This is a genomic window from Actinomycetospora sp. CA-053990 (assembly GCF_050948445.1).
In the GTDB taxonomy this organism is placed as follows: Bacteria; Actinomycetota; Actinomycetes; order Mycobacteriales; family Pseudonocardiaceae; genus Actinomycetospora; species Actinomycetospora callitridis.
Map to the genome: position 1 here is coordinate 1,926,640 of NZ_CP192043.1, position 26,234 is coordinate 1,952,873.

Consider the following 26,234-nt stretch of genomic DNA (forward strand, 5'->3'; position numbering starts at 1 on the left):
GGGTCAGAGGGACGGGGAACTGCGGTCGAGGGCCAGCCAGATCACCGCGGACGCCGGGAGGGTGACCTCCGCGGACGCCGGACGACCGTGCCACGGGCTCGACGAGGCGATGACAGCCCCGTAGTTGCCGACCCCACGCCCGCCGTAGACGTCGGCGTCGGTGTTGACGACCTCGCGCCAGCGACCCGCCTGCGGCAGGCCCACCCGGTAGTTCGGGTGGTCGACGCCGGCGAAGTTGACCAGGCACGCCACGGCGTTGCCCTCGCGGTCGTGGCGCAGGAACGACAGCACGTTGCCCGTGGCGTCGTTGGCGTCGATCCACGAGAAGCCCGCGGGGTCGGAGTCGAGCTGGTACATCGCCGGCAGCGACCGGTAGGCCGCGTTGAGGTCGCCCACCAGGCGGCGCAGGCCCCCGTGCCGGGGGTCGTCGAGCAGCTCCCAGTCCAGCGAGCGCTCCTCGGACCACTCGCGGACCTGGCCGAACTCGCCGCCCATGAACACCAGCTGCTTGCCCGGGTGCGCCCACATGTAGCCGAACAGCGCACGCACGCCCGCGGCCTTGCGGTCGTCGTCACCGGGCTGGCGCGTCCACAGCGAGCCCTTGCCGTGCACGACCTCGTCGTGCGACAGCGGCAGCACGTAGTTCTCGCTGTACGCGTACGTCATCGAGAACGTCATCTGGTTGTGGTGGTAACCGCGGTGCACGGGGTCGCGCCCGATGTAGTCGAGCGTGTCGTGCATCCAGCCCATGTTCCACTTGAAGCCGAAGCCGAGCCCACCGAGGTGGGTCGGCCGCGTGACGCCCGGCCAGGCCGTCGACTCCTCGGCGATCGTCACGACGCTCGGGTGGTGCTTGTAGACGGTGGCGTTGACCTCCTGGAGGAACGACACCGCCTCGAGGTTCTCGCGGCCGCCGTAGCGGTTGGGCGTCCAGTCGGTGCGCGAGTAGTCCAGGTAGAGCATGGAGGCGACGGCGTCGACGCGCAGGCCGTCGATGTGGAACTCGTCGAGCCAGTACAGGGCGTTCGCGACGAGGAAGTTCCGCACCTGGGAGCGCCCGAAGTCGAACACGAGCGTGCCCCAGTCGAGCTGCTCGCCGCGGCGCGGGTCGCCGTGCTCGTAGCAGGGCGTGCCGTCGAAGCGCGCCAGCGCCCACTCGTCCTTGGGGAAGTGGGCGGGCACCCAGTCGACGATCACGCCGATGCCCGCGCGGTGCAGGCGGTCGACGAAGTAGCGGAAGTCGTCCGGGGTGCCGAAGCGCGAGGTCGGCGCGTAGTACGAGCTCACCTGGTAGCCCCACGAGCCGCCGAACGGGTGCTCGGCGACCGGCAGCAGCTCGACGTGGGTGAAGCCGGTCTCGGTGAGGTACTCGGCGAGCTCCTCGGCCAGCTCGCGGTAGCCGAGACCCTGGCGCCAGGAGCCCGGGTGCAGCTCGTAGATGCTCATCGGCTCGCTGTGCGGGGCCGAGGCGTCCCGCGCGGTCATCCACGCCTGGTCGGTCCACTCGTGCGTCGACGTGGTGACCACGGACGCCGGCGTGGGCGGCAGGTCGGCGGCGTAGGCCATCGGGTCGGCCTTGTCGAGCCAGTTGCCGTCCGGGGTGAGGATGCGGAAGCCGTAGCGGGCGCCGTCACCGATGCCCGGGATGAACAGCTCCCAGACCCCGGAGCCGAGCGCGCGCATCGGCGTCGCCGTGCCGTCCCAGCCTTCCCAGTCGCCGCACACGCGCACGCCGCGGGCGTGGGGCGCCCACACGGCGAACGACGTGCCCTCGACGGGGCCCGCGGGCGTCGGCCACCGGCGGAAGTGCGCCCCGAGGGCGTCCCAGAGCCGCTCGTGGCGGCCCTCGCCGATGAGGTGCAGGTCGACGGGCCCGAGCACCGGGGAGAACCGGTACGGGTCGTCGGCGATCGTCTCGACGGTCTCGCCGGTGGTCTCGTCGGTGCGCCGGGTCGCGAGGCGGTAGCGCGGCAGCGGCCCGGGCACGCCGGCGGCGAACACCCCGGCCGCGTGCACCGCGGCGAGCGGGTAGCGCCCGGCCGTCGGGCCGTCGTCGATCACGACGTCGACGGCGTCGGCGCCGGGGCGCAGGGCACGCACGATCACGGTGCCCGGCGACTCGGGGTCACGGTGCGGGCCGAGCACCGAGTGGGGGTCGCGGTGCGAGCCCTCCATGAGCAGGTGGACGTCGAGGTCCGAGGGCGCGGGGGTCAGCGGACGGGACCGGGTCATCGCTGGCTCCGCCCCGCGGGCGTGAGCAGCCGGCGCATCGACCGGAGCGGGATCGACACCCACCCCGGCCGGTTCCGGGTCTCGTACAGCACCTCGTACACCGCCTTGTCCAGCTCGTAGGCCCGCAGCAGCTCGGGTGTGTCCCGGGGATCGGTCCCCGTGACCTCGGCGTAGCCGTCGCAGAACGCCGACCGGTTGCGGTCGGCCCACTCCTGCGCGCGGCGCTCGAGCTGCGGATCGGGATCGTCGGTGGCCTGTTCCCGTTCGGAGAGCTGGTGGAACGCGGCGTAGTCGAACGAGCGCAGCATCGCGGCGACGTCGCGCAACGGGGAGTCGGGACGCACCCGGTCGGCCAGCGACTTCGACGGCTCGCCCTCGAAGTCGATCACCAGCCAGCCGGTGGGCGTGCGCAGCTCCTGGCCGAGGTGCAGGTCGCCGTGGATGCGCTGGATCGTCGTCGGGCCCGCGTCGCTCACCCCGCGGAACACGGCGGCGATGGCGTCGCGCTGCTCGGCGACGCCCTCGACGGCGGCCGCGGCGCGGTCGAGCCGCTCGAGCATCCAGGCCTGGACCTCGGTGGCCACCTCCGCGTCGAGCGGGCGGGTGCCAAGCGCCGCGGCGAGCTCGCGGTGCACCGCGCCCACCGTCTTGCCGATCCGGTGGGCCTCGCCGGCGAAGTCACCGCCGACCTCGTCGGGGCGCAGGTCGGCCTCCGCGAGCAGGTCGCGCACGCTGGCCAGGGCCATCGACCAGCCGTCGGCCGAGTTCGCCGCGTACTCCTGCAGCATCGCCACGGTCATCGGCTCGCCGTCCAGCGAGCCCTCGATCGCCCCGAGCAGGGGCGCCACCTCGGCGCTGCCCTCGCGGCGCAGGGCCCGGTGCAGCTCGAGGTCCGGGTTGAGCCCGGTCGTCGCGCGGCGGAAGAGCTTGAGGATGGCGCGCTCGCCGTAGATCACCGAGCTGTTCGACTGCTCGCCCTGCAGCGGGCGCCCGGGGCCCACGATCACCGGCTCGGTGTCGGGCTCGGCGACGAAGCGCAGCGGCTCGCGCGTCGCGTTCTCCGTGATGAGCGCGAGGAACAGCCGGCTGATCCGCCCGTCGGCGAGGCCGTCGTAGACCACGTCGTCGCCGTGGTCGGCCGGGCGTCGGCCGATGACGGCGTGGTCGAGGTCGCCGGGCGGCTGGTGCTGCGCCCCGAGGATCAGCTGGTAGCGCTCCTCGGCGGCCCCGTCGGCGAACGACACGGTGATCACCGCGTGCTCCACGGTCGGCGTCTCACCGGGCTGCGAGATCACCGAGTGGGCGGCGGTGCGCACGCCGGCGACCTGACGGCCCTTCGCGGGGAACCAGCGCTGCGAGGGCAGCCAGGCGATGAGGGCGTCGTGGAGTCCGGCGAGCGGGTCGGGGGACCCGTCGGGCGTCAGTGCGGACATCAGCGCTCCTCGGCCGGGTGGATCGCGAACCAGTAGAAGCCGTGGCCGGGCAGCGTCAACAGGTAGGAGAGCTCACCGATCGGCGGGAAGGGCACCCCGCCGGTGAGTTCCGTGGGGACCATGCCCTTCCAGGCGATGAGGTCGAGCTCCACCGGTTGCGGGAAGCGCGACATGTTGTTCACACACAGCACGACGTCCCGGGTGCCCTCTGCGTCGGTGTGCTCACGCAGGTAGGCGAGGACGCTCGGGTTCGTGCCGCCGAGCTCGTGGAACGAACCGAGGGCGAACGCCGGGTGCTGCTTGCGGATGTCGATCATGCGGCGGTTCCAGTGCAGCAGGCTCGCCGTCGAGTTGGACTGCGCCTCGACGTTCACCGCCTGGTACCCGTAGACCGGGTCCATGATCACCGGCAGGTTGAGCCGGCCCGGGTCGCACCGGGAGAAGCCGGCGTTGCGGTCCGGCGTCCACTGCATCGGGCTGCGGACACCGTCGCGGTCGCCGAGCCAGATGTTGTCGCCCATCCCGATCTCGTCGCCGTAGTAGAGGACGGGGCTGCCGGGCAGGCTCAGGAGCAGGGCGGTGAAGAGCTCGAGCTGGTTGCGGTCGTTGTCGAGGAGCGGGGCCAGACGCCGGCGGATGCCGATGTTGGCCTTCATCCGCGGGTCCTTCGCGTACTCCGCGTACATGTAGTCGCGCTCGTCGTCGGTGACCATCTCGAGCGTCAGCTCGTCGTGGTTGCGCAGGAAGATGCCCCACTGCGCGTTCGACGGTATCTCCGGCGTCTGCGCCAGGATCTCCGAGATCGGGAAGCGCGACTCCCGCCGCACCGCCATGAAGATGCGCGGCATCAGCGGGAAGTGGAACGCCATGTGGCACTCGTCGCCGCCGATCTCGGCGTCGCCGAAGTACTCGACGACGTCAGACGGCCACTGGTTGGCTTCGGCCAGCAGCACGCGGCCCGGGTACTCGTCGTCGACCACCTTGCGCACCCGCTTGAGGAACGCGTGCGTCTCGGGGAGGTTCTCGCCGTTGGTGCCGTCGCGCTCGAAGAGGTAGGGCACCGCGTCGAGGCGGAACCCGTCGATCCCGAGGTCCAGCCAGAACCGCAGCGTGTCGAGCATCGCCTCGCACACCGCGGGGTTGTCGAAGTTCAGGTCGGGCTGGTGGGAGAAGAACCGGTGCCAGTAGAACTGCCCGCGCCGGGAGTCGTAGGTCCAGTTCGACGCCTCGGTGTCGACGAAGATGATCCGGGCCTCGGACCAGCGCGTGTCGTCGTCCGACCAGACGTAGAAGTCGCCGTAGGGCCCCTCGGGGTCGCTGCGGGACTCCTGGAACCAGTGGTGCTGGTCGGAGGTGTGGTTCATGACGAGGTCGGTGATGACGCGGATGCCCCGGGCGTGCGCCTGGTCGAGCAGCTCGACGAAGTCCTCGACGGTGCCGAAATCGCCGAGCACCTTGCGGAAGTCGCGGATGTCGTAGCCGCCGTCACGCAGCGGCGAGTCGTAGAACGGCGGCAGCCACAGGCAGTCGACGCCGAGCCAGGCCAGGTAGTCGAGCTTGTCGATCAGCCCGCGCAGGTCGCCGAAACCGTCGCGGTTGGAGTCGGCGAACGCCCGGACCAGCACCTCGTAGAAGACGGCGCGCTTGTACCAGTCCTCGTCGACGGGAAGCGTCCGCGCGTGCCGGAACGCCGCGGCGCTCGGTTCCTCGACGGCGTGGGCGCCCTTGTCCTCGGTGTGGTCCCGGACGTGGGCGCCCGGCTCCTCGTTCGCCACCGTGTCCGCCTCGGTGCTGACTCCCTCGTTCATCAGGCGTCACGCTAGTGGTCCAGCCCGGCTCGGCGCGGCACCGGGCGGACCGCGGCTCGGCGACCGTCAGGAGTCGGGGTCGTCGGCGGGTCGGGCCTCGATGACCGTGCCGCGGAACGAGCGCGTGCCGGCCGGGTCCGGGCGCGCTCCCCAGGTCGGGCCCGCGGCACCGGCGGGGCCGCCGACGCCGGCGACGGTGACCGTCGGGCCCATCCGCGCGCTACCGGCGCGCACCGCGCGATCGGCGGCGCGGCGCGCGAGCGCCCGGCGCACCGGCGGGACCAGCAGGACGAGCGCGGCGAGGGTGGACAGCAGGCCGGGCACGACCAGCAGGACGCCCGCGAGCGCCACGTACATGCCGTCGGCGACCTCGGCCTCGGCCGGCCGCCCGGAGCGCGCGGCGCGGCCGAGCTCGACCAGCGAGCGCCGGCCCTCGTGTCGCAGGGCCAGGAAGCCGACGACCGCGGACAGCACCAGGACCCCGAGCAGACCCCAGAACCCGATGGCCTGCCCGACCAGGACGAGGACGGTGATCTCCACGGCCAGACCGACCGCCAGGGCGACGAGTACGCGCACTTCTGACCTCCTACCCGGGGACCTCCCAGGGCTCTCGTCCGGTGCAACGCCCCGCGGCCCCGGATCGTGCCCGATGCGCCCGGTTCTCAGCGGGCGCACAGGGTCTGCGGGTCTCCCGGCTACCGGCGCAGCACCGAGATGACGTGCGCGACGTCGCGCCACGGCTCGAGGCGCACGTAGTTCGTCTCGCCCCACTCGAACGTCTGCCCGCTGACCTCGTCGTAGGCCCCGAACCGGTCGTGGCGCTCGAGGCCCAGGGCCGACATGTCGAGGTGCAGGTTGCCCTCCTCGATGCCGAACGGGTTGAGCGTCACGACGCACAGCACCGTGTCCCCGGTGAGCGGGTCGGTCTTCGAGTAGGCGAGCAGCGCCTCGTTGTCGGTGTCGTGGAACCGCACCGTCCGCAGCTGGCGCAGCGCGGGGTGGTCGCGGCGCAGCTGGTTGAGGCGCGTGATCCACGGCTCGAGGCTGCGGCCCTCGGCCAGCGCGCCGGCGAAGTCGCGGGGGCGCAGCTGGTACTTCTCCGAGTCCAGGTACTCCTCGCTGCCCGGGCGCACCGGCTGGTGCTCGAAGAGCTCGAAGCCCGCGTAGACGCCCCAGCTCGGGCTCAGCGTGGCCGCGAGCGCCGCCCGGATCGCGAACATGCCCGGCCCGCCGACCTGCAGCGACTCGTGGAGGATGTCCGGGGTGTTGACGAAGCAGTTCGGTCGGCACTCGTCGAGGCGGTCGCGGTGCAGCTCGAAGAACTCGCGCAGCTCGTCGCGGCCCGTGCGCCACGTGAAGTACGTGTAGCTCTGGCTGAAGCCGGCCTTGGCCAGCCCGAACAGCCGCGCGGGGCGGGTGAACGCCTCGGCCAGGAAGATCACGCCCGGGTCCCGGCGGTGCACCTCGGCGATGAGCCAGTTCCAGAAGTTCGGCGGCTTCGTGTGGGGGTTGTCCACCCGGAAGACGCGGACGCCGTGCTCCATCCAGTACAGGACGATCCGCAGGACCTCGGCGTAGATGCCCTCGGGGTCCGTGTCGAAGTTGACCGGGTAGATGTCCTGGTACTTCTTCGGCGGGTTCTCGGCGTACGCGATCGTCCCGTCGGGGCGGATCGTGAACCACTCCGGGTGCTCGAGGGCCCAGGGGTGGTCCGGCGCGCACTGCAGCGCCAGGTCCAGGGCCACCTCGAGGCCCAGCTCGTGGGCGTGGGAGACGAACGCGTCGAAGTCCTCGATCGTGCCGAGGTTCGGGTCGATCGCGTCGTGACCGCCCGCGGCCGAGCCGATGGCCCACGGGGAGCCGACGTCCTCGGGCCCCGGAGTCAGGGTGTTGTTCGGCCCCTTGCGGTTGACCGTGCCCACCGGGTGGATCGGCGGCAGGTAGGCGATGTCGAAGCCCATCGCCGCCGCGCGGTCCAGCTCGCGGGTGGCGGTGGCGAACGTGCCGTGCACCGCCCGGCCCTCGTCGTCCCAGCCGCCCGTGGAGCGGGGGAAGAACTCGTACCAGGCGCCGGCCAGGGCGAGCGAGCGCTCGACCTGGACGTGGTGGGTCTCGCCCTCGGTCACGAGCTCCCGCACCGGGTACTCGGTCATGGTGCGGTGCACCGGCACCGACAGGGCGAGCCCGACGCGCTGGGGCAGCTCGAGGTCGGTGTCGCGCAGCTCCGCGGCGGCCTTGGTCAGCGTGCGGGCGAGGTCGAGCACCGGGGGCATCGCGATGCCGCCCGTGCGCTCGCTCGCGGGGTCGTCCTCCGCGACGCGGGGGGTGTCGCGCAGGCGCTGCTCGATGCCGTCGGCCGCCCGCTCGAGCAGGCGGGCCCCGGACTCGAGGTCGTTGGACAGCTCGGCGGCGCCCTGGCCGGCCCGCGTCTTGACGTCGACGGCGTGGCGCCACGTCGCCCACGGGTCGCTCCACGCGTCGACGCGGAAGCTCCACAGGCCCTCGACGTCGGGCACCACCTGGCCGGCGAACCGGTCGGTCAGCGGGCCGGTCGGCACCATGCGCGTGCTCCGCGGGGCCTCGTCGCCACACGGGATCGTGGCGTCGGGGTCCTGCCCGTGGCTCCGGGCGGCGCAGCGCTGCCAGACCAGGGTCGCCGCGACGGCGTCGTGGCCCTCGCGCCAGACCGTCGCCTCGACCGGGACGACCTCGCCGACCACGGCCTTCGACGGGAACCGCCCGCCGGAGACCTCCGGCGTGACCTCGTCGATCCCGATCCGGCCCTGCGGCAGGGCGTGCCGGTCGATCGCGTCGGCGGGGATGGCGGCGCGGGGCGCCGGGGTGGTGGGGGCCTCCGTCGTGGCCGGGGCCTCTGTCGTGGTCGAGTCCGGGCTCGTGGCGGGCGCAGCGGCCGTGGGCGAGACCGCGCCGGCGTCCGTCGCGGGGGCGCCGGCCGGCTCCTCGGCCGGGACGTCCGCGCCGTCGGGGTCGGTCACGGTCACGTCGCCGGGGGCGTCGCCGCCGCGGAGGTCGGTATCGGCGGTCGCCGGGGTGTCCGCGGCCGGGACCTCGTCGCGCGGGTGGTCGGGGGCGAGGTGCGGCTCGGGGTGGTCGGTGGGGTCCTCGGCGGGGTCGACCGGCAGCGGTCCGATGCCGAGGGGGTCGTCGTCGTCCGGGACGACGTGACGACCGTGTCCCGAGGACACGGTCGCGGCCGGCGGGTCGGCGGGGTCGGGCGTGCTCGACGAGGGGGTCGGCGTCGGCGGGCCGACGGGCTCGTCGGTCGCCAGGGGTGTGCTCGACGACGACGGGGTCGGGTCGGAGCCGTGTCCCGGGGACACGGTCGTGGCCGGCGGGTCGACGGGGTCGGGGGTGCTCGGCGCGGGCGACCCGAGGCCCGTGGTGTCCGGCCACGGACGCGTGCGGGGCGGAGTGGTGTCCTCCGGCTCGGGGCGATCGTCGGACCTCGAAGCCGCCCTGGCCGCGAGCCCGGCGACGCCCAGGCCCGCGGCGCCCGCGGCGGCGGCTCGCCAGCCCGGGCCGGAGTCGGTGCCGGAGTCGGTGCCGGTGTCAGTGGCGTCGTCGGTCGGGGAGTCGATCGGGGGGTCCTGCGGCGCGTCCCCGGTGGTCACGGTCGTCGTCTCGGGCTCGTCGTTCGCGGGAGCCGCGGAGCCGACGGGCGCGTAGGGCGTCCGGGGCATGAACCAGGACGCGTCGTCGGCGGGGGGCTCGGGTCGATCCGTGAGGGGCCTGTCCGTACCGGGACGGTCCGGGGCAGGACGATCCCCGACCGGAGGGCTCACGCGTCCGGTCGTCTGGTCGGGATCGGGGTCCGACGACGAGGTCATGCCTGGTCCGCTACCCGCAACCGGCGGAATCGATGCGGAGGGCCGGTCGGGGGTCGACGAGGGGCGCGTGGCGGGCCGACCGGTGGCGACGCCCCAGGGCGGGGTCGCGGGCCGGCGCCACGGCGGCAGCGTCGGGGTGGGGAGCCGCCGGTCTCCGTGCCGGGCGGCATGCCGGGCATGTCCCCGCCGACCGCGTGGAAGCCGTTGGGAGGCGTCACCGGGTCGTCCGACGTCGTGCGCGCGGGCCCGTACGTCCCGAACGGCGGGACGACGGGGCGCTCGGGCCGCTCGGTGGGCCGCTCCGATCGCTCGACCGGCGACGGGAAGCCACCCGACGGCGGACCGGCGGGGCGGCCGGGCATCGGGATGCCGCCGGACGGCGGGCCGGCGGTGCGCCCGGGCATCGGGAACGGGCCGGTGGTGGGCCCGTGGGGGCGGGCGTCGGGCGGCGGGGAGGCCCGACCTCGACGTCCTCGGCCGACCCCCAGCCGCGTCGCCTGCGGCGCCAGGAACCCGACGGCGGGCCGGTCTCGACCTCGCCGGTCTCGCTGCCGGTCTCCGTCGCGAAACCGCCGAGGAAGGGCGGGCTGCTGGCCCCGTCGGACCCCACGGTGGCCTGCTCCCCGGTGACGTCGCGGGGCGCCTCCGACGAGGGTTCCGGCGGGGCCTCGTCCCGGCCCTGCGCCTCCTCGGAACGTCGTCCGGACCGCCACCATCTCCCCAACGCACTCACGCCACGCAGCGTAGTCATGGGATCGATCCAGGGAAGGTGGGCCCGCACGGCGCGTCGCGGGTCGAGCCGTAGGCTCCGGCCGCGTGAAGGCTCTGCGTCGCTTCTCCGTCCGTGCCCAGCTCCCGGCCGCTCTCGCGCCCCTCCAGGAGCTCGCGATGAACCTGCGCTGGACGTGGCACGGGCCCACGCAGGACCTGTTCGCGGGCGTCGACGAAGCGGTCTGGCGCTCGTGCGGCGGCGACCCCGTCCGGATGCTCGGCGAGGTCCGTCCCCAGCGCCTGGCCGAGCTGGCCGAGGACGCCGGGTTCGTCGGCCGCGTGCAGGAGCGCGCCGAGGATCTGCGCGCCTACCTCCGCGAGCCGCGCTGGTACCAGGGCCGCGCCTCGGAGGGCCTGCCGTCGGCGATCGGCTACTTCTCGATGGAGTTCGGGGTCAGCGAGGTCCTGCCGAACTACTCGGGCGGGCTCGGCATCCTCGCGGGCGACCACCTCAAGGCGGCGAGCGACCTCGGCGTGCCGCTGGTCGCGGTCGGCCTGCTCTACCGCTCCGGCTACTTCCGCCAGTCGCTCTCGCTCGACGGCTGGCAGCAGGAGCAGTACCCGGCGCTCGACCCCCAGGGCCTGCCGCTGCACCTGCTCGCCGACGCCTCGGGCGAGCAGGTCCTGGTCGGCGTCGCGATGCCCGGCGGCCGGACGCTGCGCGCGCGGGTGTGGGTGGCGTCGGTCGGCCGCGTGCCGCTGCTGCTGCTCGACGCCGACATCGAGGAGAACGACCCCGACCTGCGCCAGATCACCGACCGCCTCTACGGCGGCGACGCGGAGCACCGCATCCGTCAGGAGATCCTCGTCGGCATCGGCGGCGTGCGCGCGGTCCGCGCTTTCTGCGGGCTGACCGGGCACCCCGCGCCCGAGGTCTTCCACACCAACGAGGGTCACGCGGGCTTCCTCGGGCTCGAGCGCATCCGGGAGCTCGTGGCCGACGCCGGCCTCGACTTCGAGCAGGCGCTCGCGACCGTCCGCGCCGGCACCGTCTTCACCACGCACACCCCGGTGCCCGCGGGCATCGACCGCTTCCCGGTCGGCCTCGTCGAGCACTACTTCACCGCCGACATGCTCCCGGGGATCGAGCCCTCGCGGGTGCTCTCCCTGGGTCGCGAACCGGCCGGCGACATGTTCAACATGGCGCACATGGGCCTGCGCCTCGCCCAGCGCTCGAACGGTGTCTCGCAGCTGCACGGCGAGGTCTCGCGCGGGATGTTCCAGTCCCTGTGGGGCGGCTTCGACGCGCCCGAGGTGCCGATCGGCTCGGTGACCAACGGCGTCCACGGCCCCACCTGGACCGCCCGCGAGATCGGCGGGCTCACCGCCGGCGTGGAGGCCTCGGGCAGCCCGGAGCTGTTCGGCGTCTCCGACTCGCTGCTCTGGGAGCTGCGCGGGACGCTGCGCCGGCGTCTCGTCGAGGAGGTCCGCCGGCGGGTGCGGGCCTCGTGGCTGCAGCGCGGCGCGTCCGACCCGGAGCTGGCGTGGACCGAGCGCATCTTCGACCCGGACGTGCTCACCATCGGCTTCGCGCGCCGCGTCCCGACCTACAAGCGGCTGACGCTCATGCTGCGCGACCCCGAGCGGCTCAAGTCGATCCTGCTCGACCCCGAGCGCCCCGTGCAGCTCGTGATCGCGGGCAAGTCGCACCCGGCCGACGAGTCGGGCAAGGCCCTGATCCAGCAGATGGTCCACTTCGCCGACGACAACGGCGTGCGCCACCGGATCGCGTTCCTGCCCGACTACGACATGTCGATGGCGCGCTACCTCTACTGGGGCTGCGACGTCTGGCTGAACAACCCGCTGCGCCCGCTCGAGGCGTGCGGCACGTCGGGGATGAAGTCGGCGCTCAACGGCGGGCTCAACCTGTCGGTGCGCGACGGCTGGTGGGACGAGCTCTACGACGGCCGCAACGGCTGGGCGATCCCCACCGCCGACGGCGTCGACGACCCCGACCGCCGCGACGACATCGAGGCGAACGCCCTGTACGACCTGCTCACGACGCAGGTCGCCCCGCTGTTCTACGACCGTGGCGCCGACGGCGTGCCCGACCGCTGGACCGCACTCGTGCGCCACACCCTCGCGACGCTCTCGCCGAAGGTGCAGGCGACGCGGATGGTCACCGACTACGTCGAGCAGTGGTACGCCCCCGCCGCCCGGTCGGCCGCGCGCGTCGTGGCCGACGGGTGGGCCGGCGCCAAGGAGCTCGCGACCTACCGCGCCCGCCTCGACGCCGCCTGGGCGTCCGTAGCGGTCGCCGAGGTCGACGCCTCGGGCGGCGCGGACACCCCGGTGCTCGGGGCACCGATGACGGTGCGCGCCGAGGTCGTGCTCGGGGGCCTCGACCCCTCCGAGGTGCTCGTCCAGGCCGTCGTGGGCCGCGCCGACGACGCCGACGAGCTCTCGGAGTCGACCGTCCAGCCGATGACCTCGATCGGCCCGGGCCACGACGGCTCGCACCGCTTCGAGGCCGTCGTCGCCCTGCCCCACGCCGGCGTCCTGGGCTACACCGTGCGCGTGCTGCCCCGCCACGACCTCCTCGCCGCTCCCGCGGAGCTGGGCCGGGTCGTGCTGCCGGCGTAGCGGGTGGTGCGACTTCGGTGACGGGATCCGCGCTGAGCGCGGGTTTCGCCACCGAGGACGGATCCGGACGCGGTGTCCCTGCGTCGAAAGGCGTGTGAGCACCCCACAGCTGAACGCCTTCCGCCGACGTATCCGCCACCAGCACGGCGTCATCTCCCTCGACCAGGCCCTCGTGGCGGGGCTGAGCGACGACGCCGTGCGGCGCCGGGTCGCAGCGCAGGCGTGGTTCCCTGCCGGCCCGCGTGTCTTCCAGGTGGCCGAGCACGACGAGACGCCGGCGTCGCGCACTTGGGCGGCGATGTTGTCCCTCGGCGCGGACGCCGTCCTCGTCGGGCGGTCGGCCGCCTGGTGGTACGGCTTCCTCGACGTCGCCCCGGCGCGCGTCGAGGTCGCCGTCGGCCGTGATCACCAGCCGCGTCCCCGCGGTGGCGTCCGCCTGCTCCGGCGGGACGTGGAGCCGGTGGACCGCACCAGGGTGCGCGGGCTGCTCGTCACCACCCGGGCGCCCACCATCCTCGACGCGGCCGTCGGACTCGGCCTCGAGGAGGGCGCGCGGCTGATGGACCGGGCGCTCCTGCGGAAACGGGTCGACCCGACGGCGCTCCGCGAGGTCCACGAACGCCGTCGGGGTCGTCACGGCGCCGTGCTGGCCGAACGGCTGCTGGCCCTCGCCGACGGCGGCGCACGGTCCGAGGCGGAGCGACGGGGCCATCGGCTGGTGCGCCGGGCCGGGCTGCGGGGCTGGCGGGCGAACGCGGAGCTCCTCCTGCCCGGCTACGGGCCCGTCATCGCCGACATGCTCTTCACGCCGAGCGGGTGGTCGTGGAGATCGACGGGTGGGCGTACCACCGGGACCTGCGTGCCTTCCTCGTCGACGGGCCCCGCCAGTCCGCCCTGGTGGCCGCGGGCTGGGTCGTCCTGCGCACCCACTGGTACGAGCTGCACGAGGAGCCCGAGGCGTCCCTCGGTCGTCTTCGGCGGACCCTGGCGTCCCGGAGCCCACTTCGGTGACGAGACCCGCGCTCAGCGCGGTTCTCGCCACCGAAGTCAGCTCGCCGGCACCGCCCGCAGCACCAGGGCCGTGTGCGCCGGGACGGCGAGGGGCTCGCCGGCGGGCAGGGGGTCGGTCGTCGCCGGGGCGCCGCCGGGCGTGCCGGCGTCGAGCACCGGGGTCCAGGCGGCGTCGCCGAAGGCAGCGGGCAGGAGGACGTCGACGGGGGCGTCGCCGGCGTGGAGCACCAGCAGCAGCGACGGCGCCGCGTCGACGCGGACCACGAGCGTCCGGCCGTGGGCGTGGAAGTCGGGCTCGGTGAACTCGCGGCCGTCGGGGTGCAGCCAGGCGATGTCCGGGGCGGCGTCCTCGGGGTCGGTGTCCGCGCGGCCGTAGAAGAAGTCGGTGCGCCGCAGCGCCGGGGTGGCGCGCCGCAGGGACAGCGCGCGGGCGATGAAGTCGACCAGCTCGGGCGAGTCCCACGCGCGCCAGGACGTCTCGTCGTCGAGCGAGTAGACGTTGTTGTTGCCGTGCTGGGTGTGACCGAGCTCGTCGCCACCCAGGAGCATCGGGGTGCCCGCCGAGAGCAGCAACGTGGTGAGCAGGTTGCGCGCCTGCCGGGCCCGCAGCGCCAGGATCGCGGGGTCGGACGTCGGCCCCTCGACGCCGTGGTTGGCGCTGCGGTTGTCGTCGGTGCCGTCACGGCCCTGCTCGCCGTTGGCCTCGTTGTGCTTGTGCTCGTAGGACACGAGGTCGGCGAGGGTGAAGCCGTCGTGCGCGGTGACGAAGTTGACCGACGCGGCCGGGGTGCGGGCGGGCCAGTACAGGTCCGACGAGCCGGCGATGCGGGTGACGATCCCCGAGAGCGGTCCGTGGCCGCGCCAGAAGTCGCGCACGTCGTCGCGGAACCGCCCGTTCCACTCCGCCCAGGCGGGCCCGAAGCCGCCCACCTGGTAGCCCTCGCCGGTCGCGTCCCAGGGTTCGGCGATCAGCTTGACGGTGGAGAGCACCGGGTCCGAGGTGATGTCGGTGAGCAGCGGCGCGGACGGGTCGAAGCCGCCGCCGCGGGGCCGTCCCAGGGTCGAGGCGAGGTCGAAGCGGAAGCCGTCGACGCCCATCGTCGTCACCCAGTGGCGCAGGGAGTCGACGACCAGGCTCCGGACCAGCGGCGACGCCGCGTCGAGGGTGTTGCCGCAGCCGGTGAGGTCGACGTCGCGGCCCCGCGCGTCGAGGGCGTACCAGCCGGCGGCGTCCAGGCCCCGCCACGACAGCGACGGGCCGTCGGCGCCGCCCTCGCAGGTGTGGTTGAACACGACGTCGAGCACGACCTCGAGGCCCGCGGCGTGCAGGGTCGCCACCATCGCCCGGAACTCCTCGACCTCGCGGCCGGGCGTCGACGCGTAGCGCGGCTGCGGGGCGAGGTAGGCGAGCGTCGAGTAGCCCCAGTGGTTGGTGCGCCCGCGGGAGAGCAGGCTCGGCTCGTCGGCGTGGGCGAACACCGGCAGCAGCTCGAGCGTCGTCACCCCGAGCCCGACGAGGTGGTCGATCACCGCGGGGTGGGCGAGCCCGGCGTAGGTGCCGCGGAGGTGCTCGGGGACGGCCGGGTGGCGCATCGTGAGGTCGCGGACGTGGGTCTCGTAGATCACCGTGTCCGGCCACGGCACCCCGGGACGCGCACCCGGGACGGGCTCCAGCGGCGCGGTGACGATCCCGTGCGGCACCGAGCCCGCCGAGTCGTGGTCGTCGGGGCGGGCGGAGAACGGGTCGGTGCCCTCGAAGGCGCGCGCGGCCGCCAGGGAGGTGACCGACCCCTCGACGCGCCGCGTCCAGGGGTCGACGAGGAGCTTCGCGGGGTTCGTGCGCACGCCGCGACCCGGCTCCCACGGGCCGTGGACGCGCAGGCCGTAGGGGTCGCCCGCGGCGACGCCGTCGGCGGTGCCGCGCCACCACCCGTCGCCGGAACGGCCCAGCTCGATGCGCCGCTCGCCGCCCGGGCCGGGCAGACAGAGCTCCACCGCCTCGACGCTGGGCCCGGCGGGGACGCACGCGTGCAGCACCTCACCGTCGAGATGGGCGCCGGGCTGGGGAGCGGTGGTGGACATCGGAGGGGATCGTGCCCGATCGGGGGCGGGCCGTCGCCCGAAGCGGAGTGTGATCCGACAGGATGGTCGGTGACCGAGGTGGACACCGGCGCGAATCCACGGGGTGACCCAGCGAGTGACCGAGCACGTGCCCGACCCGGACACCGTGATCCGCATGACCGGCGTCGGCGTACGGCGCAGCGGCAACGACCTGCTCGCCGACCTCGACTGGACCGTCGAGCTCGACGAGCGCTGGGTGGTGCTGGGACCCAACGGGGCCGGCAAGACGACGCTCCTGCGGCTCGCCGCGGCCGAGATGCACCCGACGACGGGCACCGTCGAGCTGCTCGGCGAGCGGCTCGGGCGTGTCGACGTCTTCGAGCTGCGGCCGCGGATCGGGCTGGCCAGCGCGAGCCTCGCCGGCCGCATCCCCACCGACGAGACCGCCCACGACATCGTGCGCAGCGCCGGCTACGGCGTCCTGGGCAGCTGGCGTGAGCACTACGACCCCGAGGACGACGCGCGCGCCGCGGGCCTGCTCGACGTCATGGGCGCGGCGGCGCTCTCCGGACGGGCGTACGGGACGTTCTCGACCGGCGAGCGCCAGCGCGTGCTCCTGGCCCGCGCGCTGATGACCGATCCCGAGCTCCTGCTGCTCGACGAGCCCGCCGCGGGCCTCGATCTCGGCGGTCGCGAGGACCTGGTGGCGCGTCTCACGGGGCTGGCCGCGGACCCCGAGGGCCCGGCGACGGTCATGGTCACCCACCACGTCGAGGAGATCCCGCCCGGCTGCAGCCACGCGCTGCTCCTGCGCGAGGGCAGGGTGGTCGCCCAGGGCCTGCTCGACGACGTGATGACGTCGGAGAACCTGTCGGCGACGTTCGGGCAGCCGCTCGAGCTCGCGAGCCGCCGCGGTCGCTTCACCGCGATCCGCAGATAGGGTCGCGGCCGGATTCATGCAGATCGAGGAGGCTCATCGGTGACGGAGTTCGTGCGGCTCGAGGTCGAGGGCGGGGTGGGCACCATCCGCCTGGACCGGCCCCCGATGAACGCGGTGAACCGGCAGCTGAACCTGGAGCTGGCCGAGATCTCGGCCGAGGCCGCGGGACGCACCGACGTCCGGGCGGTCGTGGTCTACGGCGGCGAGAAGGTGCTGGCCGCCGGGGCGGACGTCAAGGAGATGGCCGCGCTCACCTACTCCGAGATGGCGGAGCGCGCCCACGAGCTGTCGCACGGCTTCGGCGCCGTCTCGACGATCCCCAAGCCGGTGGTCGCCGCGATCACCGGCTACGCCCTCGGCGGCGGCTTCGAGCTGGCGCTGTCGTGCGACCGCCGGATCGCCGGCGACAACGCCAAGGTCGGCCAGCCCGAGATCCTGCTCGGGATCATCCCCGGCGGCGGTGGGACGCAGCGTCTCGCGCGGCTCATCGGCCCGTCGAAGGCCAAGGACGTGATCTTCACCGGCCGGATGTACAAGGCCGAGGAGGCGCTGGCGCTCGGGATGGTCGACGAGGTCGTCGCCCCCGACGAGGTCTACAGCCGGGCCCACGCGTGGGCGACCCAGTTCGTCAACGGCCCGACGCGCGCGATCGCCGCCGCCAAGGCCGCCATCGACCGCGGGCTCGACACCGACCTGCGCACCGGCCTGAACCTCGAGAGCGAGATGTTCGCCGCGCTGTTCGGCACCGAGGACCAGACGATCGGCATGCGGTCGTTCGCCGAGAACGGGCCCGGCAAGGCCCAGTTCCTGGGCCGATGAGCGTGTCGCACCCGTCGCAGGCCGAGGTCGACGCGGCCCGCGACGACCCCAAGCTCGCGAACGTCCTGTACCACGACTGGGAGTCGGTCTCGTACGACGAGAAGTGGTCGATCTCGTTCGACGAGCGCTGCACGACGTTCGCGGTGGACCGCTTCCGGGCGGTGAACCCGGGAGAAGCGACCTACGACCACGCCCTCGAGCTGGGCTGCGGCACCGGGTTCTTCCTGCTCAACCTGATGCAGGGCGGGATCGCGCGCCGGGGCACGGTCACGGACCTCTCGCCGGGCATGGTCGAGGTGGCGACGCGCAACGCGTCGGCGCTAGGCCTGGACGTCGAGGGTCGCGTGGCCGACGCCGAGACGATCCCGGTGCCCGACGCGTCCGTCGACCTCGTCGTCGGGCACGCGGTACTGCACCACATCCCCGACCTCGACACGGCGTTCCGCGAGATCCTGCGGGTGCTCAAGCCGGGCGGGCGGTTCGTCTTCGCGGGCGAGCCGACGCGCCTCGGCGACCTCTACGCCCGCAAGCTCGGCCAGGCGACGTGGTGGGCGACGACCCGGTTCGCGCCGTCGTCGTGGCTCAAGCCGCAGGCCGAGCTCGACGAGTCGTCGCGGGCGGCGGCGCTCGAGTCGGTGGTCGACCAGCACGTCTTCGACCCCGACCGCCTCGAGCGCTACGCCCACGCCGCGGGGGCCGTCGACGTCCGGGTGGTCACCGAGGAGCTCTCGGCGGCGGTGTTCGGCTGGCCGGTGCGCACGTTCGAGGCCGCGGTGCCGCCCGAGAAGCTGGGCATGGGGTGGGCGATGTTCGCCTACCGCGCCTGGCAGCGTCTCTCGTGGGTCGACGAGCACCTGCTGTCGAAGGTCGTGCCCCGCTCGCTGTTCTACAACGCGCTGGTCACCGGGGTGCGGCCGGCGGACCCGGTGTCGCTCTGACGTACTCCTTCACCCTCGACGACGTCGCCTACCTGGCGTCGTCGGCGGGGCGTGAGGCCGCCCTCCGGGCGTCGGAGCTGGTCGGCGACGACCGGCTGCGGGCGGTGACGGTGCTGCGCGAGCGTCTCGGCGACCGCGCCGCGCCCGTGCTCGAGACCGCGCTGCTGCAGGCGCGGGTCCGCGGGCGCGTCCCCGACGGCTGGCTCCTGACCGCCGACGCCGCCGAGCAGGCCACCGCCGCACCGGTCGCCGCGCACCGGGCGTCACGGCTCGCGGGTCGCGACGTGCACGACGTGACCTGCTCGGTGGGCGCCGAGCTGGACGCCCTGCGGCACACGGCCTCGCGGCTGGTGGGCTCCGATCTCGACCCGGTGCGCCTGGCGATGGCGCGCGTCAACGTGCCCGGCGTGCCCCTGGTGCGCGCCGACGCCCTCGCGCCGGTCACCCGGGGCACGGTGCTCGTCGCCGACCCGGCGCGCCGCACGGCCTCCGGCCGCCGCACCTGGCGCCCCGCCGACTTCGTCCCGCCGCTGGAGGAGCTCGCCCGGCTTTGTCAGCCTGGGGGCCATGCTGGCGTTCAACGTCAGGAAAGCCCCCACGATCTCGTCGTGTCGACCGCCCCGGGCCTCGATCCGGCGCTCGTGCCCTGGGCGGCCGAGGTCGAGCTCGTCAGCCTCGACGGCCGGGTGCGCGAGGCGGCGCTCTGGTCCGCGGGTCTCGCGACGACGCACCGGCGGGCGACCGTGCTCTCGACCCGCGGCCCGGCCTGGCAGATCACCGACGCCGAGGACGACGACTGCCCGGTGGGCCCGGCGGGCGAGTGGATCGTCGACCCCGACGGCGCCGTCGTGCGCGCCGGGCTGGTGCGCCAGTACGGCGCGCGGCACGGGCTGTGGCGGGTCGACGAGCACCTCGCCTACCTGACCGGCGACGCCCCACCGCCGGGCATCCGGGCCTTCCGGGTGCTCGAGCACGGCCGCTACAGCGAGAAGACGCTGCGCACGACCCTGCGCCGGCGCGGCGTGGGCCGCGTCGAGATCCTCGTCCGCGGCCTCGACGTCGACCCGAACGCCCTGCGGCCCCGCCTCAAGCTGGCGGGCTCGCAGGAGGCGACCGTCGTCCTCGCCCGCCTGGAGACGGGGCCGGAGGCGTACGTGTGCGAGGCGGTGAGCGACCGGGTATCCGCAGCCTCCGACCCACGATGAGGAGGCACCAGCCCATGGACGCCGAGAAGGCCCGCCGCGTGCTGAGCGAGGAGCGCGACCGGCTGCGTGAGATGGGCTCGTGGTCCCGCGAGCACGCACCCTCCGCGGACGTGCAGCAGGAGGGATCGCTGGGGCAGCACCCGGGCGACTACGGCTCCGAGGTCGAGGAGGCCATGGAGCGCCAGGGGCTCGCCGACGAGAGCGACCGCCAGATCGCCGACATCGACGCCGCCCTCGCCCGTCTCGACGACGGCACCTGGGGTCGTTGCCGTGTGTGCGGCGCGGACATCGACGACGAGCGTCTCGAGGCGCGCCCACAGGTCGACACGTGCCGGGAGCACGCCGAGGTCGCGTGATGCCGTGCCCGCGGCCCGGCTCTGCGTGACGGCCGGGCCGCGGGTGGATCAGAGCGAGGTGTCGGGGACACCGGTCGCGGGGTTGACCTCGTCGTCGCGCAGACGGACGTCCGGGCCCTCGAGGCGCTCGCCGCCCGAGACCTGGTCGGCGTCCTCGGGGTCGACGATCTCGTCCTCCTCGAGGTCGTGCATCGCGGCCTCCTCGGCGGAGGCGGCACCGCCCGAGATGCCGACGTCGACGGCGGCCAGGGATCGGCCCGGTAACTGGTCGGGGTCGGGCTCCGCGGCGGTGAGACGCCCGGACCGACCCTGTCCGGCTTCGGACCCGATCTCGCCCTCGGAGAGCTCCAGCCCGGGCGCGGTGGCCGCGCCGCCGGTGTCGTCGGGGATCTCCCGCGCGAGACGCTCGTCCACCGTCTCGCGCTCACGCTGCCCTGCGGGCGTGGTGTCGGGGTCGTCGAGACCGAAGGGGCGGTTCGGCGAGACGTAGCCGGCGTCGAGGCCGTCGGTGCCGGGCGGGCCGTCCAGGGACTCGCCCGACTCCAGCTGGATGCTCGCGCCCAGGTCGGGCGACTCGGGGACGTCGTCACGGTGCTCGGGCTCGGTCATGGGTGTGGCTACCCGACCGGTCATCCGGCCATGTCGTCACCGGTCAGGGTCGTCACCGGTCAGGCGCCGGAGCAGGGCGGCGCGGACCGCGTCGACGTCGGTGCGGTCGGGCAGGGCGACGTCGACGGTCCGGCCGCCGGGAGCCCGGCCCCGGCGGTCGGCGTGCACCGTCCCGCGGCCGGGACCGAGCGACGTGTCGACCTCGACCTCCAGCGGCACCGTCGCCAGCGTCCCGGGGGCGATCGCCTCGAGCAGCGCCACCGCGTCGTGGATCGGGACGCGATCCACGCCGAGTGCCTCACCGTGCGCGTAGACGTCACGGGTCGCGGCCAGGGCCTCGCCGACCGGCCCGGACGCGGCGAGCGCGTCGAGCCAGGCGCGGTCGACGGTCACCTCGTGGGTGAGGTCCAGGGGCACGAGCGTCGTCGGCACCCGTTCCTCGACGAGGACGCGGCGCGCGGCCTCGGGGTCGGACCAGACGTTGAACTCCGCGGCCGGGCTCACGTTCCCGCCGGCGCCGATCGAGCCGCCCATGACGACGAGCCGGGCGATCCGCTCAGCGAGGTCGGGACGGGTCGCGAGCAGCAGGGCGACGTCGGTCAGCGGGCCGATGGCGGCGAGGACGACGGGTTCGGCGCTGGTCTCGAGCACGCGGGCGATCACATCGAGCGCCCGTCCGGCCGGCTCGGGACCGAGCGGCCCGAAGCGCTCGGCGACCCCGCCCAGCCCGTCGTCGCCGTGGACGTCGGCGGCCCGCCGCGTGGTGGGGTGGATGAGGGGGCGGTCGGCGCCCACCCCGAGCGGCACGTCCCCGCGCCCGAGCATCCCGAGCAGGCGGCGCGCGTTGGTCGTCGTGGTCGGCAGGTCGACGTTCCCGAAGACGGCGGTGACGGCGCGCAGGTCGACCTCGGGGGCGCGCGCGGCGAGGGCGAGCGCGTAGGCGTCGTCGACGCCGGGGTCGGTGTCGATGATCAGCGGGGCCACGGGACGTCGATCTCCTCGAAGGTCGGCAGCGACGGCTGGGCCCCGGGACGTGTCGCGGTCAGCGCGCCCGCCCGGCAGGCCCGCGTCAGGGCGCTCTCGTCGTCGACGCCGGTGGCCAGCGCGATCGCGAGCGCGGCGGTGAACGCGTCCCCGGCGGCGGTGCCGTCGACGGCGTCGACCGGAGGCGACGCGACGTGGGCGACGACCCGCCCGCGGCGGCGCAGCTCGGCCCCGCGGCGCCGTGGGTGATCGCGACGGCCACGACGTCCTCGAGGTCGGCGTGAGCGGCGAGGGCGCCGTACTCGCCGGCGTTCACGCAGAGCAGGTCGAGCCCGGCGAGCACGTCGCCGGCGACCGCGCGGGCCGGCGCGGCGTTGAGGACCGTGAACCCGGACGCCGCCATCGCCGTCGCGACGGGCTCGTCGGGCACCTCGAGCACGGTGAGCACGACGTCGGCGTCGAGGGCGGCGGGGTCGACGGTCAGGGTCGCGTTGGCGCCGGGGTCGACGACGATCGTGGTCTCGCCGTCGTCGTCGACCTGGATCATCGCGGTGCCCGTCGCGGCGTCGCGGACCCGGCGGACGGACCCGAGGTCGACCCCGCCGGCACGCAGCAGCGTCAGCGCCTCACCCGCGAGGGGGTCGGTGCCGACGGCGGCGAACAGCCGCACGCGCGCGCCGAGCCGGGCCGCGGCGAGGGCCTGGTTGGCGCCCTTCCCGCCGGGGACGCGGGTGACGCTGCGCGCGGTGAGGGTCTCCCCGGGCGCCGGGAGCTGCTCCACGCGGGCGACCAGGTCGAGGTTGACGCTGCCGACCACGGCGACGGTCGGGCCGGATCGGGGGGACGCCACGGCGCGATCGTAGGGTCACACCCGTGAGGTCGGACCCGCGCCAGCCGCGACTGCTCACCTGGGCGTCGTTGCGCTGGATCGTGCGCCACCGCGCGTGGTCGCCGTTCTACCTGGTCCGGTACTGGCGGATGATCAAGGTGCGCGTCCGACAGCCGCACATCGTGCTGCACGGGCTGGTCTTCCTGGGCAAGGGCGTGCGGCTCGAGGCGCGCGAGGGGTTCGGGCGCCTCGAGATCGGCCGGTTCGTGCACATCGGTGACAACACCCGCCTGCGCTGCCACGAGGGCTCGCTGCGCATCGGGGACAAGTCGGTGTTCGGCAACGAGAACACGATCAACTGCTACCTCGACATCGAGTTCGGCGAGGCCACCCTGCTCTCCGACTGGATCTACGTCTGCGACTTCGACCACCGCTACGCCGACGTGCACGTGCCGATCAAGGACCAGGGCATCGTCAAGTCGCCGGTGCGCATCGGGCCGGAGACGTGGATCGGGACCAAGGTGACGGTCCTGCGCGGCGCGCGGGTCGGACGCGGCTGTGTGCTCGGCGCGCACGCTGTGGTGCGGGGCGACGTCCCCGACCACTCCGTGGCCGTCGGAGCGCCGGCCCGGGTCGTGCGCGATCGCCTGGCCGACTACGAGGCCGCGGCCGCCGACCGCGCCGCGCTGGCGGACATCGCGCGCAAGACGGCCCTGGCCGCGGGGCAGGCGATGGCGTCACCGGACGGCGCGCCGGGCACGTCGGCGGGCGAGCCGGCCGTACGTGAGTGATGTTCACGGCTATAGCCGTGAACATCGCTCACGGGGTGCCGAAGACGTTGCCCGTCGGGATCTTGGGGCGGCCGAGGACGCGCGGGGGACCGGGTCTCGTCGCGGCATGGAGGGCGGCCGTCTCGGCGGCGATGGACGGCCAGGCGAAGTCGGTGTCGAGGCGCCGGCGGGCGGCGCCGGCGCGCGCACGGGCCGCCACGGGGTCGTCGAGGCAGCGTGTCACCGCGGCCGCCAGCCCCGGCACGTCGCCGGGCACGAAGGACAGGCCGGTGACGCCGTCGACGACCACCTCGCCCAGCCCGCCCGCCCGGGACGCGACCAGCGGCGCGCCGGCCGCGGCGGCCTCGAGCGCGGTGATGCCGAAGGGCTCGTAGCGGCTGGGGAGCACCGCCGCGTCGGCCCCGGCGAGCAGATCGCGCAGCGTGGCGTCGTCGACGTGGCCGAGCAGCCGCACCGCCCGTCGGACCCGCGCGACCCGTGCGCGTTCGGCGAGCCAGTCCGAGCACGAGCCGGTGCCCGCGACGAGCAGCTGGGTCCCCGGGTGGGCGCGGCGGATCGCGGGGAGGGCGGCGACGAGGTCGTGCACACCTTTCTCCCACTCGAGGCGGCCGACGTAGACGAGGCGCGGCGGGCCGTCGCGATCCGGCGTGGCGCGGCCCGCCCACCCCGAGGGGTCGATGCCGTTGTGCACGACGGCGACGTCGTCCGGGTCGAGGTCGAAGAGCCCCGAGACCTCGGCGCGCATGGCCTGCGAGCAGGTGACGACGGTGTCGGCGCGGCGGGCGAGCCACCACTCCACGGAGTGCACCTGCTGGTTGAGCGGCTGCGAGAGCCAGCCGCCGTGGCGGCCGGCCTCGGTGGCGTGCAGCGTCGCGACCAGCGGCGCCCCGGTGAGGTCCGCGACCGCGATCGCCGCGTGGGCGACGAGCCAGTCGTGGGCGTGGACGACGTCGGGTGTCCAGTCCCGCAGCAGGCCGGCCGTCGCGCGCAGCATCGCGTGGCCCAGCCCGAGGGTCCAGGCGACGAGGTCGCGGACGAACTCCAGGTGCGGCGGGTCCTCGGCCACGCGCAGGACGCGCACGCCGTCGACGCGCTCGATCGCCGTGGGGTGCGTCTCGGCGTCGGTGCCGGCGGGGTGGCGGGAGACGACGACCACGTCGTGCCCCGCGTCACCCAGGGCCGTCGCCAGCGCGTGGACGTGGCGCCCGAGCCCGCCGACCACCACCGGCGGGTACTCCCAGGAGAGCATCAGCACGCGCACGGGCGACCCCGCTCATGATCGTGGGGGGTTTGCTGACGTTGAACGTCAGCATGGCCCCCAGGCTGGTGGATCAGGCGAGCGACCCTACTCCCGAGTAGGTAGGGGCGGCGCGGCGGTCGTCGGTGGGCCGACGGCGCAGGGCGCGGGCGTCGAGGCGCCCGAAGACGTCGTCCTGGGCGGCGAACTCGGCGGCGCGGGACGCCGCGAGGTCGTGCCGGCCGGCGGGGAGCAGGTCGGTCAGCTCGCGGACGCGGTCGCGGTGCTGCGCCGCGCGACGGCGGGCGTAGTGCGCCGCGGAGTCCTTGGTGACCATGAACGCCCAGTCGCTCGAGAGCGCCAGCGCGGCCTGGGTCGCGAGGGTGTCGAGGGTGGCGTCACGGCCCGCGGACGGCGGGGCGCCGTCGATCGCCGCGAGCAGCCGGCGCGCCACGTCCTCGTTGTCGGCCACGAGGTCGCGCACCGCGAGCCCGTCCCACACCCGCCAGTCCTTGCCCGACCCCCACGACGACGCGGGCAGCACCACCGGCTCCTCGACGTGGCCGGCCTCGACCGCGCCGCGCAGGGTCGTCACGCGGACCCCGGCCGCCGGCAGCGCCGCGAGCACCGCCTCGAGCCACGCGGGGCCCTCGTGCCACCAGTGGCCGAACAGCTCGGTGTCGAAGGCGCTGACGACGAGTCCCGGCCGCCCCGCTGCGCCCGCAGCGCCTCGAGCCGCGCCCGGACCACGTCGACGAAGTCCTGCGCGTCGCGCGCCACGGCCGCGGCGGCGCGCGCGGGGTCGTAGGGCTTCTTGTCCCCGGTCACGACCCGCCGGCCGGTGACCCGCGCGGGCTTGAGGCCGGTGTCGTGGTCGTAGGTGTGGAAGTCGCGGTAGTCGGGCCCGCCCGGGTAGCCCGCGCGTGGCGACCACACCCGGTAGGTGACCTCGAGGTCGCGCGCGAAGGCCACGACGTCGGTGCCGTCGACGGGGTGCGCGGCCGCGGTGTCGCCGCGCAGCGCCGGGCCGTCGACGAGGAAGCGCTCGACGCCCGCCGCGGCGTAGTCGTGCTCGAGCCCCAGGGTGTAGCCGCACTCGGGCGCCCAGATCCCCGCCGGGCGGCGGCCCAGCCGCAGCGCGGAGTCGCGCAGGCCGGCGTCGAGCAGGAACCGTCGCACGCGCCCCGGCAGCAGCGGCGCGAACGGGTGCGTGGCGGGCCCGCCGAGCAGCTCGACGACCCCGGCGTCGGCGAGACGCCCCAGCACCGGCGAGGCGCCGTGGCGCCAGTCGCGCTCGAAGACCTCGAGCGCGTGCGCGGCGGCGCGGTGCTCGCGGGTCGACAGCGCGGGGTCCCGCGCCTCGTGTGCGCGCAGCTGCCAGTCCGCGAGCCACGTGTGCATCGACCGCAGCGCCGCGGGGTGGTCGAGCTGGGCGGCGAGCACCGGCGTCACGCCGAGGGTCAGGACGTCACGCTGTCCCCGAGCCGCCAGACGCTCGAGGGTCTCGACGACGGGCAGGTACGCGTGCGCCCACGCCTGGTAGAGCCAGTCCTCGCCCACGGGCCAGGCGCCGTGGCGCAGCAGCCACGGCAGGTGGGAGTGCAGGACCAGGCAGAACGTGCCGACCGGTTCCCTCGACACGTCCGTCCCTCCTGTCGTCCGACCCCCGACGGCAGAGTTTCCCACCGTCCCCGAACGGCGGAGCGACGGCCGGGGCCATCACGGCACCGGGCGCGCCTCGTTGGACCGTGAGCGTCCACAACGACCCCGGAAAGGGAC

The 26,234-nt window shown here is 74.6% G+C and carries 18 protein-coding genes and 2 pseudogenes; 8 read left to right on the plus strand and 12 right to left on the minus strand.

Going from position 1 to position 26,234, the window contains the following annotated elements; genetic code table 11:
* Positions 1–3: 3 nt before the first annotated feature.
* From glgB to ACQPYN_RS09875, 5 genes are all read right to left on the minus strand, one after another.
* Entirely contained in the window at positions 4–2,232 is a 2,229-nt protein-coding gene (gene glgB / locus ACQPYN_RS09855) for a 1,4-alpha-glucan branching protein GlgB (protein WP_433036350.1), read from the minus strand.
* Entirely contained in the window at positions 2,229–3,665 is a 1,437-nt protein-coding gene (locus tag ACQPYN_RS09860) for a maltokinase N-terminal cap-like domain-containing protein (RefSeq protein ID WP_433036352.1), read from the minus strand. Before ACQPYN_RS09860 ends, glgB begins: the two co-directional genes overlap by 4 nt.
* Positions 3,665–5,473 carry a maltose alpha-D-glucosyltransferase gene (gene treS, locus ACQPYN_RS09865; protein WP_433036354.1) on the minus strand — a complete coding sequence of 603 codons (1,809 nt, stop codon included), beginning with the start codon at positions 5,471–5,473 and terminating at the stop codon, positions 3,665–3,667. The genes ACQPYN_RS09860 and treS overlap by 1 nt, the downstream gene beginning before the upstream one ends.
* 66 nt (positions 5,474–5,539) lie before the next feature.
* Entirely contained in the window at positions 5,540–6,049 is a 510-nt protein-coding gene (locus ACQPYN_RS09870) for an FxsA family protein (protein WP_433036356.1), read from the minus strand.
* 119 nt (positions 6,050–6,168) lie between these two features.
* A complete protein-coding gene (locus tag ACQPYN_RS09875; protein ID WP_433038812.1) occupies positions 6,169–8,265 on the minus strand; it encodes an alpha-1,4-glucan--maltose-1-phosphate maltosyltransferase in 2,097 nt (698 codons plus the stop codon).
* A 1,872-nt stretch (positions 8,266–10,137) separates the two neighbouring features.
* Between ACQPYN_RS09875 and glgP the strand changes: the two genes are divergently transcribed.
* A complete protein-coding gene (gene glgP / locus ACQPYN_RS09880) occupies positions 10,138–12,675 on the plus strand; it encodes an alpha-glucan family phosphorylase (RefSeq protein WP_433036358.1) in 2,538 nt (845 codons plus the stop codon).
* A gap of 816 nt (positions 12,676–13,491) precedes the next feature.
* Complete coding sequence (locus ACQPYN_RS09885; RefSeq protein ID WP_433036360.1) at positions 13,492–13,686, plus strand: hypothetical protein; 195 nt, start codon at positions 13,492–13,494, stop codon at positions 13,684–13,686.
* A gap of 36 nt (positions 13,687–13,722) precedes the next feature.
* Here ACQPYN_RS09885 and glgX read toward each other — a convergent pair whose 3' ends face one another.
* Positions 13,723–15,768, minus strand: a complete 2,046-nt coding sequence (gene glgX / locus ACQPYN_RS09890) for a glycogen debranching protein GlgX (protein WP_433036362.1) — start codon at positions 15,766–15,768, stop codon at positions 13,723–13,725.
* 154 nt (positions 15,769–15,922) lie between these two features.
* On the opposite strand from glgX, the gene ACQPYN_RS09895 reads away from it, so the two are divergent.
* Genes ACQPYN_RS09895 through ACQPYN_RS09915 form a run of 5 tightly spaced genes read left to right on the plus strand, consistent with a single transcriptional unit; the run spans position 15,923 to position 20,005 of the window.
* Positions 15,923–16,687 (plus strand): ABC transporter ATP-binding protein, encoded by a 765-nt coding sequence (locus ACQPYN_RS09895; protein WP_433038814.1) that lies wholly within the window; start codon positions 15,923–15,925, stop codon positions 16,685–16,687.
* Positions 16,688–16,726: 39 nt separating this feature from the next.
* Entirely contained in the window at positions 16,727–17,506 is a 780-nt protein-coding gene (locus ACQPYN_RS09900; RefSeq protein WP_433036364.1) for an enoyl-CoA hydratase/isomerase family protein, read from the plus strand.
* A complete protein-coding gene (locus tag ACQPYN_RS09905) occupies positions 17,503–18,444 on the plus strand; it encodes a class I SAM-dependent methyltransferase (RefSeq protein ID WP_433036366.1) in 942 nt (313 codons plus the stop codon). The genes ACQPYN_RS09900 and ACQPYN_RS09905 overlap by 4 nt, the downstream gene beginning before the upstream one ends.
* Positions 18,441–19,649 (plus strand): THUMP-like domain-containing protein, encoded by a 1,209-nt coding sequence (locus ACQPYN_RS09910; RefSeq protein WP_433038816.1) that lies wholly within the window; start codon positions 18,441–18,443, stop codon positions 19,647–19,649. The genes ACQPYN_RS09905 and ACQPYN_RS09910 overlap by 4 nt, the downstream gene beginning before the upstream one ends.
* A gap of 14 nt (positions 19,650–19,663) precedes the next feature.
* Positions 19,664–20,005 carry a TraR/DksA family transcriptional regulator gene (locus tag ACQPYN_RS09915; protein WP_433036368.1) on the plus strand — a complete coding sequence of 114 codons (342 nt, stop codon included), beginning with the start codon at positions 19,664–19,666 and terminating at the stop codon, positions 20,003–20,005.
* A 48-nt stretch (positions 20,006–20,053) separates the two neighbouring features.
* Here ACQPYN_RS09915 and ACQPYN_RS09920 read toward each other — a convergent pair whose 3' ends face one another.
* From ACQPYN_RS09920 to ACQPYN_RS09935, 4 genes and pseudogenes are all read right to left on the minus strand, one after another.
* Positions 20,054–20,614 (minus strand): DUF5709 domain-containing protein, encoded by a 561-nt coding sequence (locus ACQPYN_RS09920; protein WP_433036370.1) that lies wholly within the window; start codon positions 20,612–20,614, stop codon positions 20,054–20,056.
* A gap of 36 nt (positions 20,615–20,650) precedes the next feature.
* Complete coding sequence (locus ACQPYN_RS09925) at positions 20,651–21,598, minus strand: nucleoside hydrolase (RefSeq protein ID WP_433036372.1); 948 nt, start codon at positions 21,596–21,598, stop codon at positions 20,651–20,653.
* Positions 21,586–21,918 (minus strand): PfkB family carbohydrate kinase, encoded by a 333-nt coding sequence (locus ACQPYN_RS09930; RefSeq protein ID WP_433038818.1) that lies wholly within the window; start codon positions 21,916–21,918, stop codon positions 21,586–21,588. The genes ACQPYN_RS09925 and ACQPYN_RS09930 overlap by 13 nt, the downstream gene beginning before the upstream one ends.
* Positions 21,861–22,448, minus strand: a pseudogene (locus tag ACQPYN_RS09935) (PfkB family carbohydrate kinase); the annotation flags it as partial. The pseudogene ACQPYN_RS09935 and the gene ACQPYN_RS09930, both read right to left, overlap by 58 nt.
* 23 nt (positions 22,449–22,471) lie before the next feature.
* Between ACQPYN_RS09935 and ACQPYN_RS09940 the strand changes: the two are divergent.
* Positions 22,472–23,218: an acyltransferase gene (locus ACQPYN_RS09940; RefSeq protein WP_433036374.1), complete on the plus strand. Its 747-nt coding sequence runs from the start codon at positions 22,472–22,474 to the stop codon at positions 23,216–23,218.
* 28 nt (positions 23,219–23,246) lie between these two features.
* On the opposite strand, the gene ACQPYN_RS09945 is transcribed toward ACQPYN_RS09940, so the two are convergent.
* Positions 23,247–24,479, minus strand: a complete 1,233-nt coding sequence (locus tag ACQPYN_RS09945) for a glycosyltransferase family 4 protein (RefSeq protein ID WP_433036376.1) — start codon at positions 24,477–24,479, stop codon at positions 23,247–23,249.
* Positions 24,480–24,549: 70 nt separating this feature from the next.
* Positions 24,550–26,096, minus strand: a pseudogene (locus ACQPYN_RS09950) (1,4-alpha-glucan branching protein domain-containing protein).
* Positions 26,097–26,234 lie beyond the last annotated feature (138 nt).

What these genes read in the sequence shown, in the direction of transcription:
- ACQPYN_RS09905 (WP_433036366.1), top strand. Translation starts at nt 17,503, where the DNA reads ATGAGCGTGTCGCACCCGTCGCAGGCCGAGGTCGACGCGGCCCGCGAC.
- ACQPYN_RS09860 (WP_433036352.1), bottom strand. Translation starts at nt 3,665, where the DNA reads ATGTCCGCACTGACGCCCGACGGGTCCCCCGACCCGCTCGCCGGACTC.
- treS (WP_433036354.1), bottom strand. Translation starts at nt 5,473, where the DNA reads ATGAACGAGGGAGTCAGCACCGAGGCGGACACGGTGGCGAACGAGGAG.
- ACQPYN_RS09895 (WP_433038814.1), top strand. Translation starts at nt 15,923, where the DNA reads ATGACCGGCGTCGGCGTACGGCGCAGCGGCAACGACCTGCTCGCCGAC.
- ACQPYN_RS09920 (WP_433036370.1), bottom strand. Translation starts at nt 20,614, where the DNA reads ATGACCGAGCCCGAGCACCGTGACGACGTCCCCGAGTCGCCCGACCTG.
- glgB (WP_433036350.1), bottom strand. Translation starts at nt 2,232, where the DNA reads ATGACCCGGTCCCGTCCGCTGACCCCCGCGCCCTCGGACCTCGACGTC.
- glgX (WP_433036362.1), bottom strand. Translation starts at nt 15,768, where the DNA reads ATGTCCACCACCGCTCCCCAGCCCGGCGCCCATCTCGACGGTGAGGTG.
- ACQPYN_RS09915 (WP_433036368.1), top strand. Translation starts at nt 19,664, where the DNA reads ATGGACGCCGAGAAGGCCCGCCGCGTGCTGAGCGAGGAGCGCGACCGG.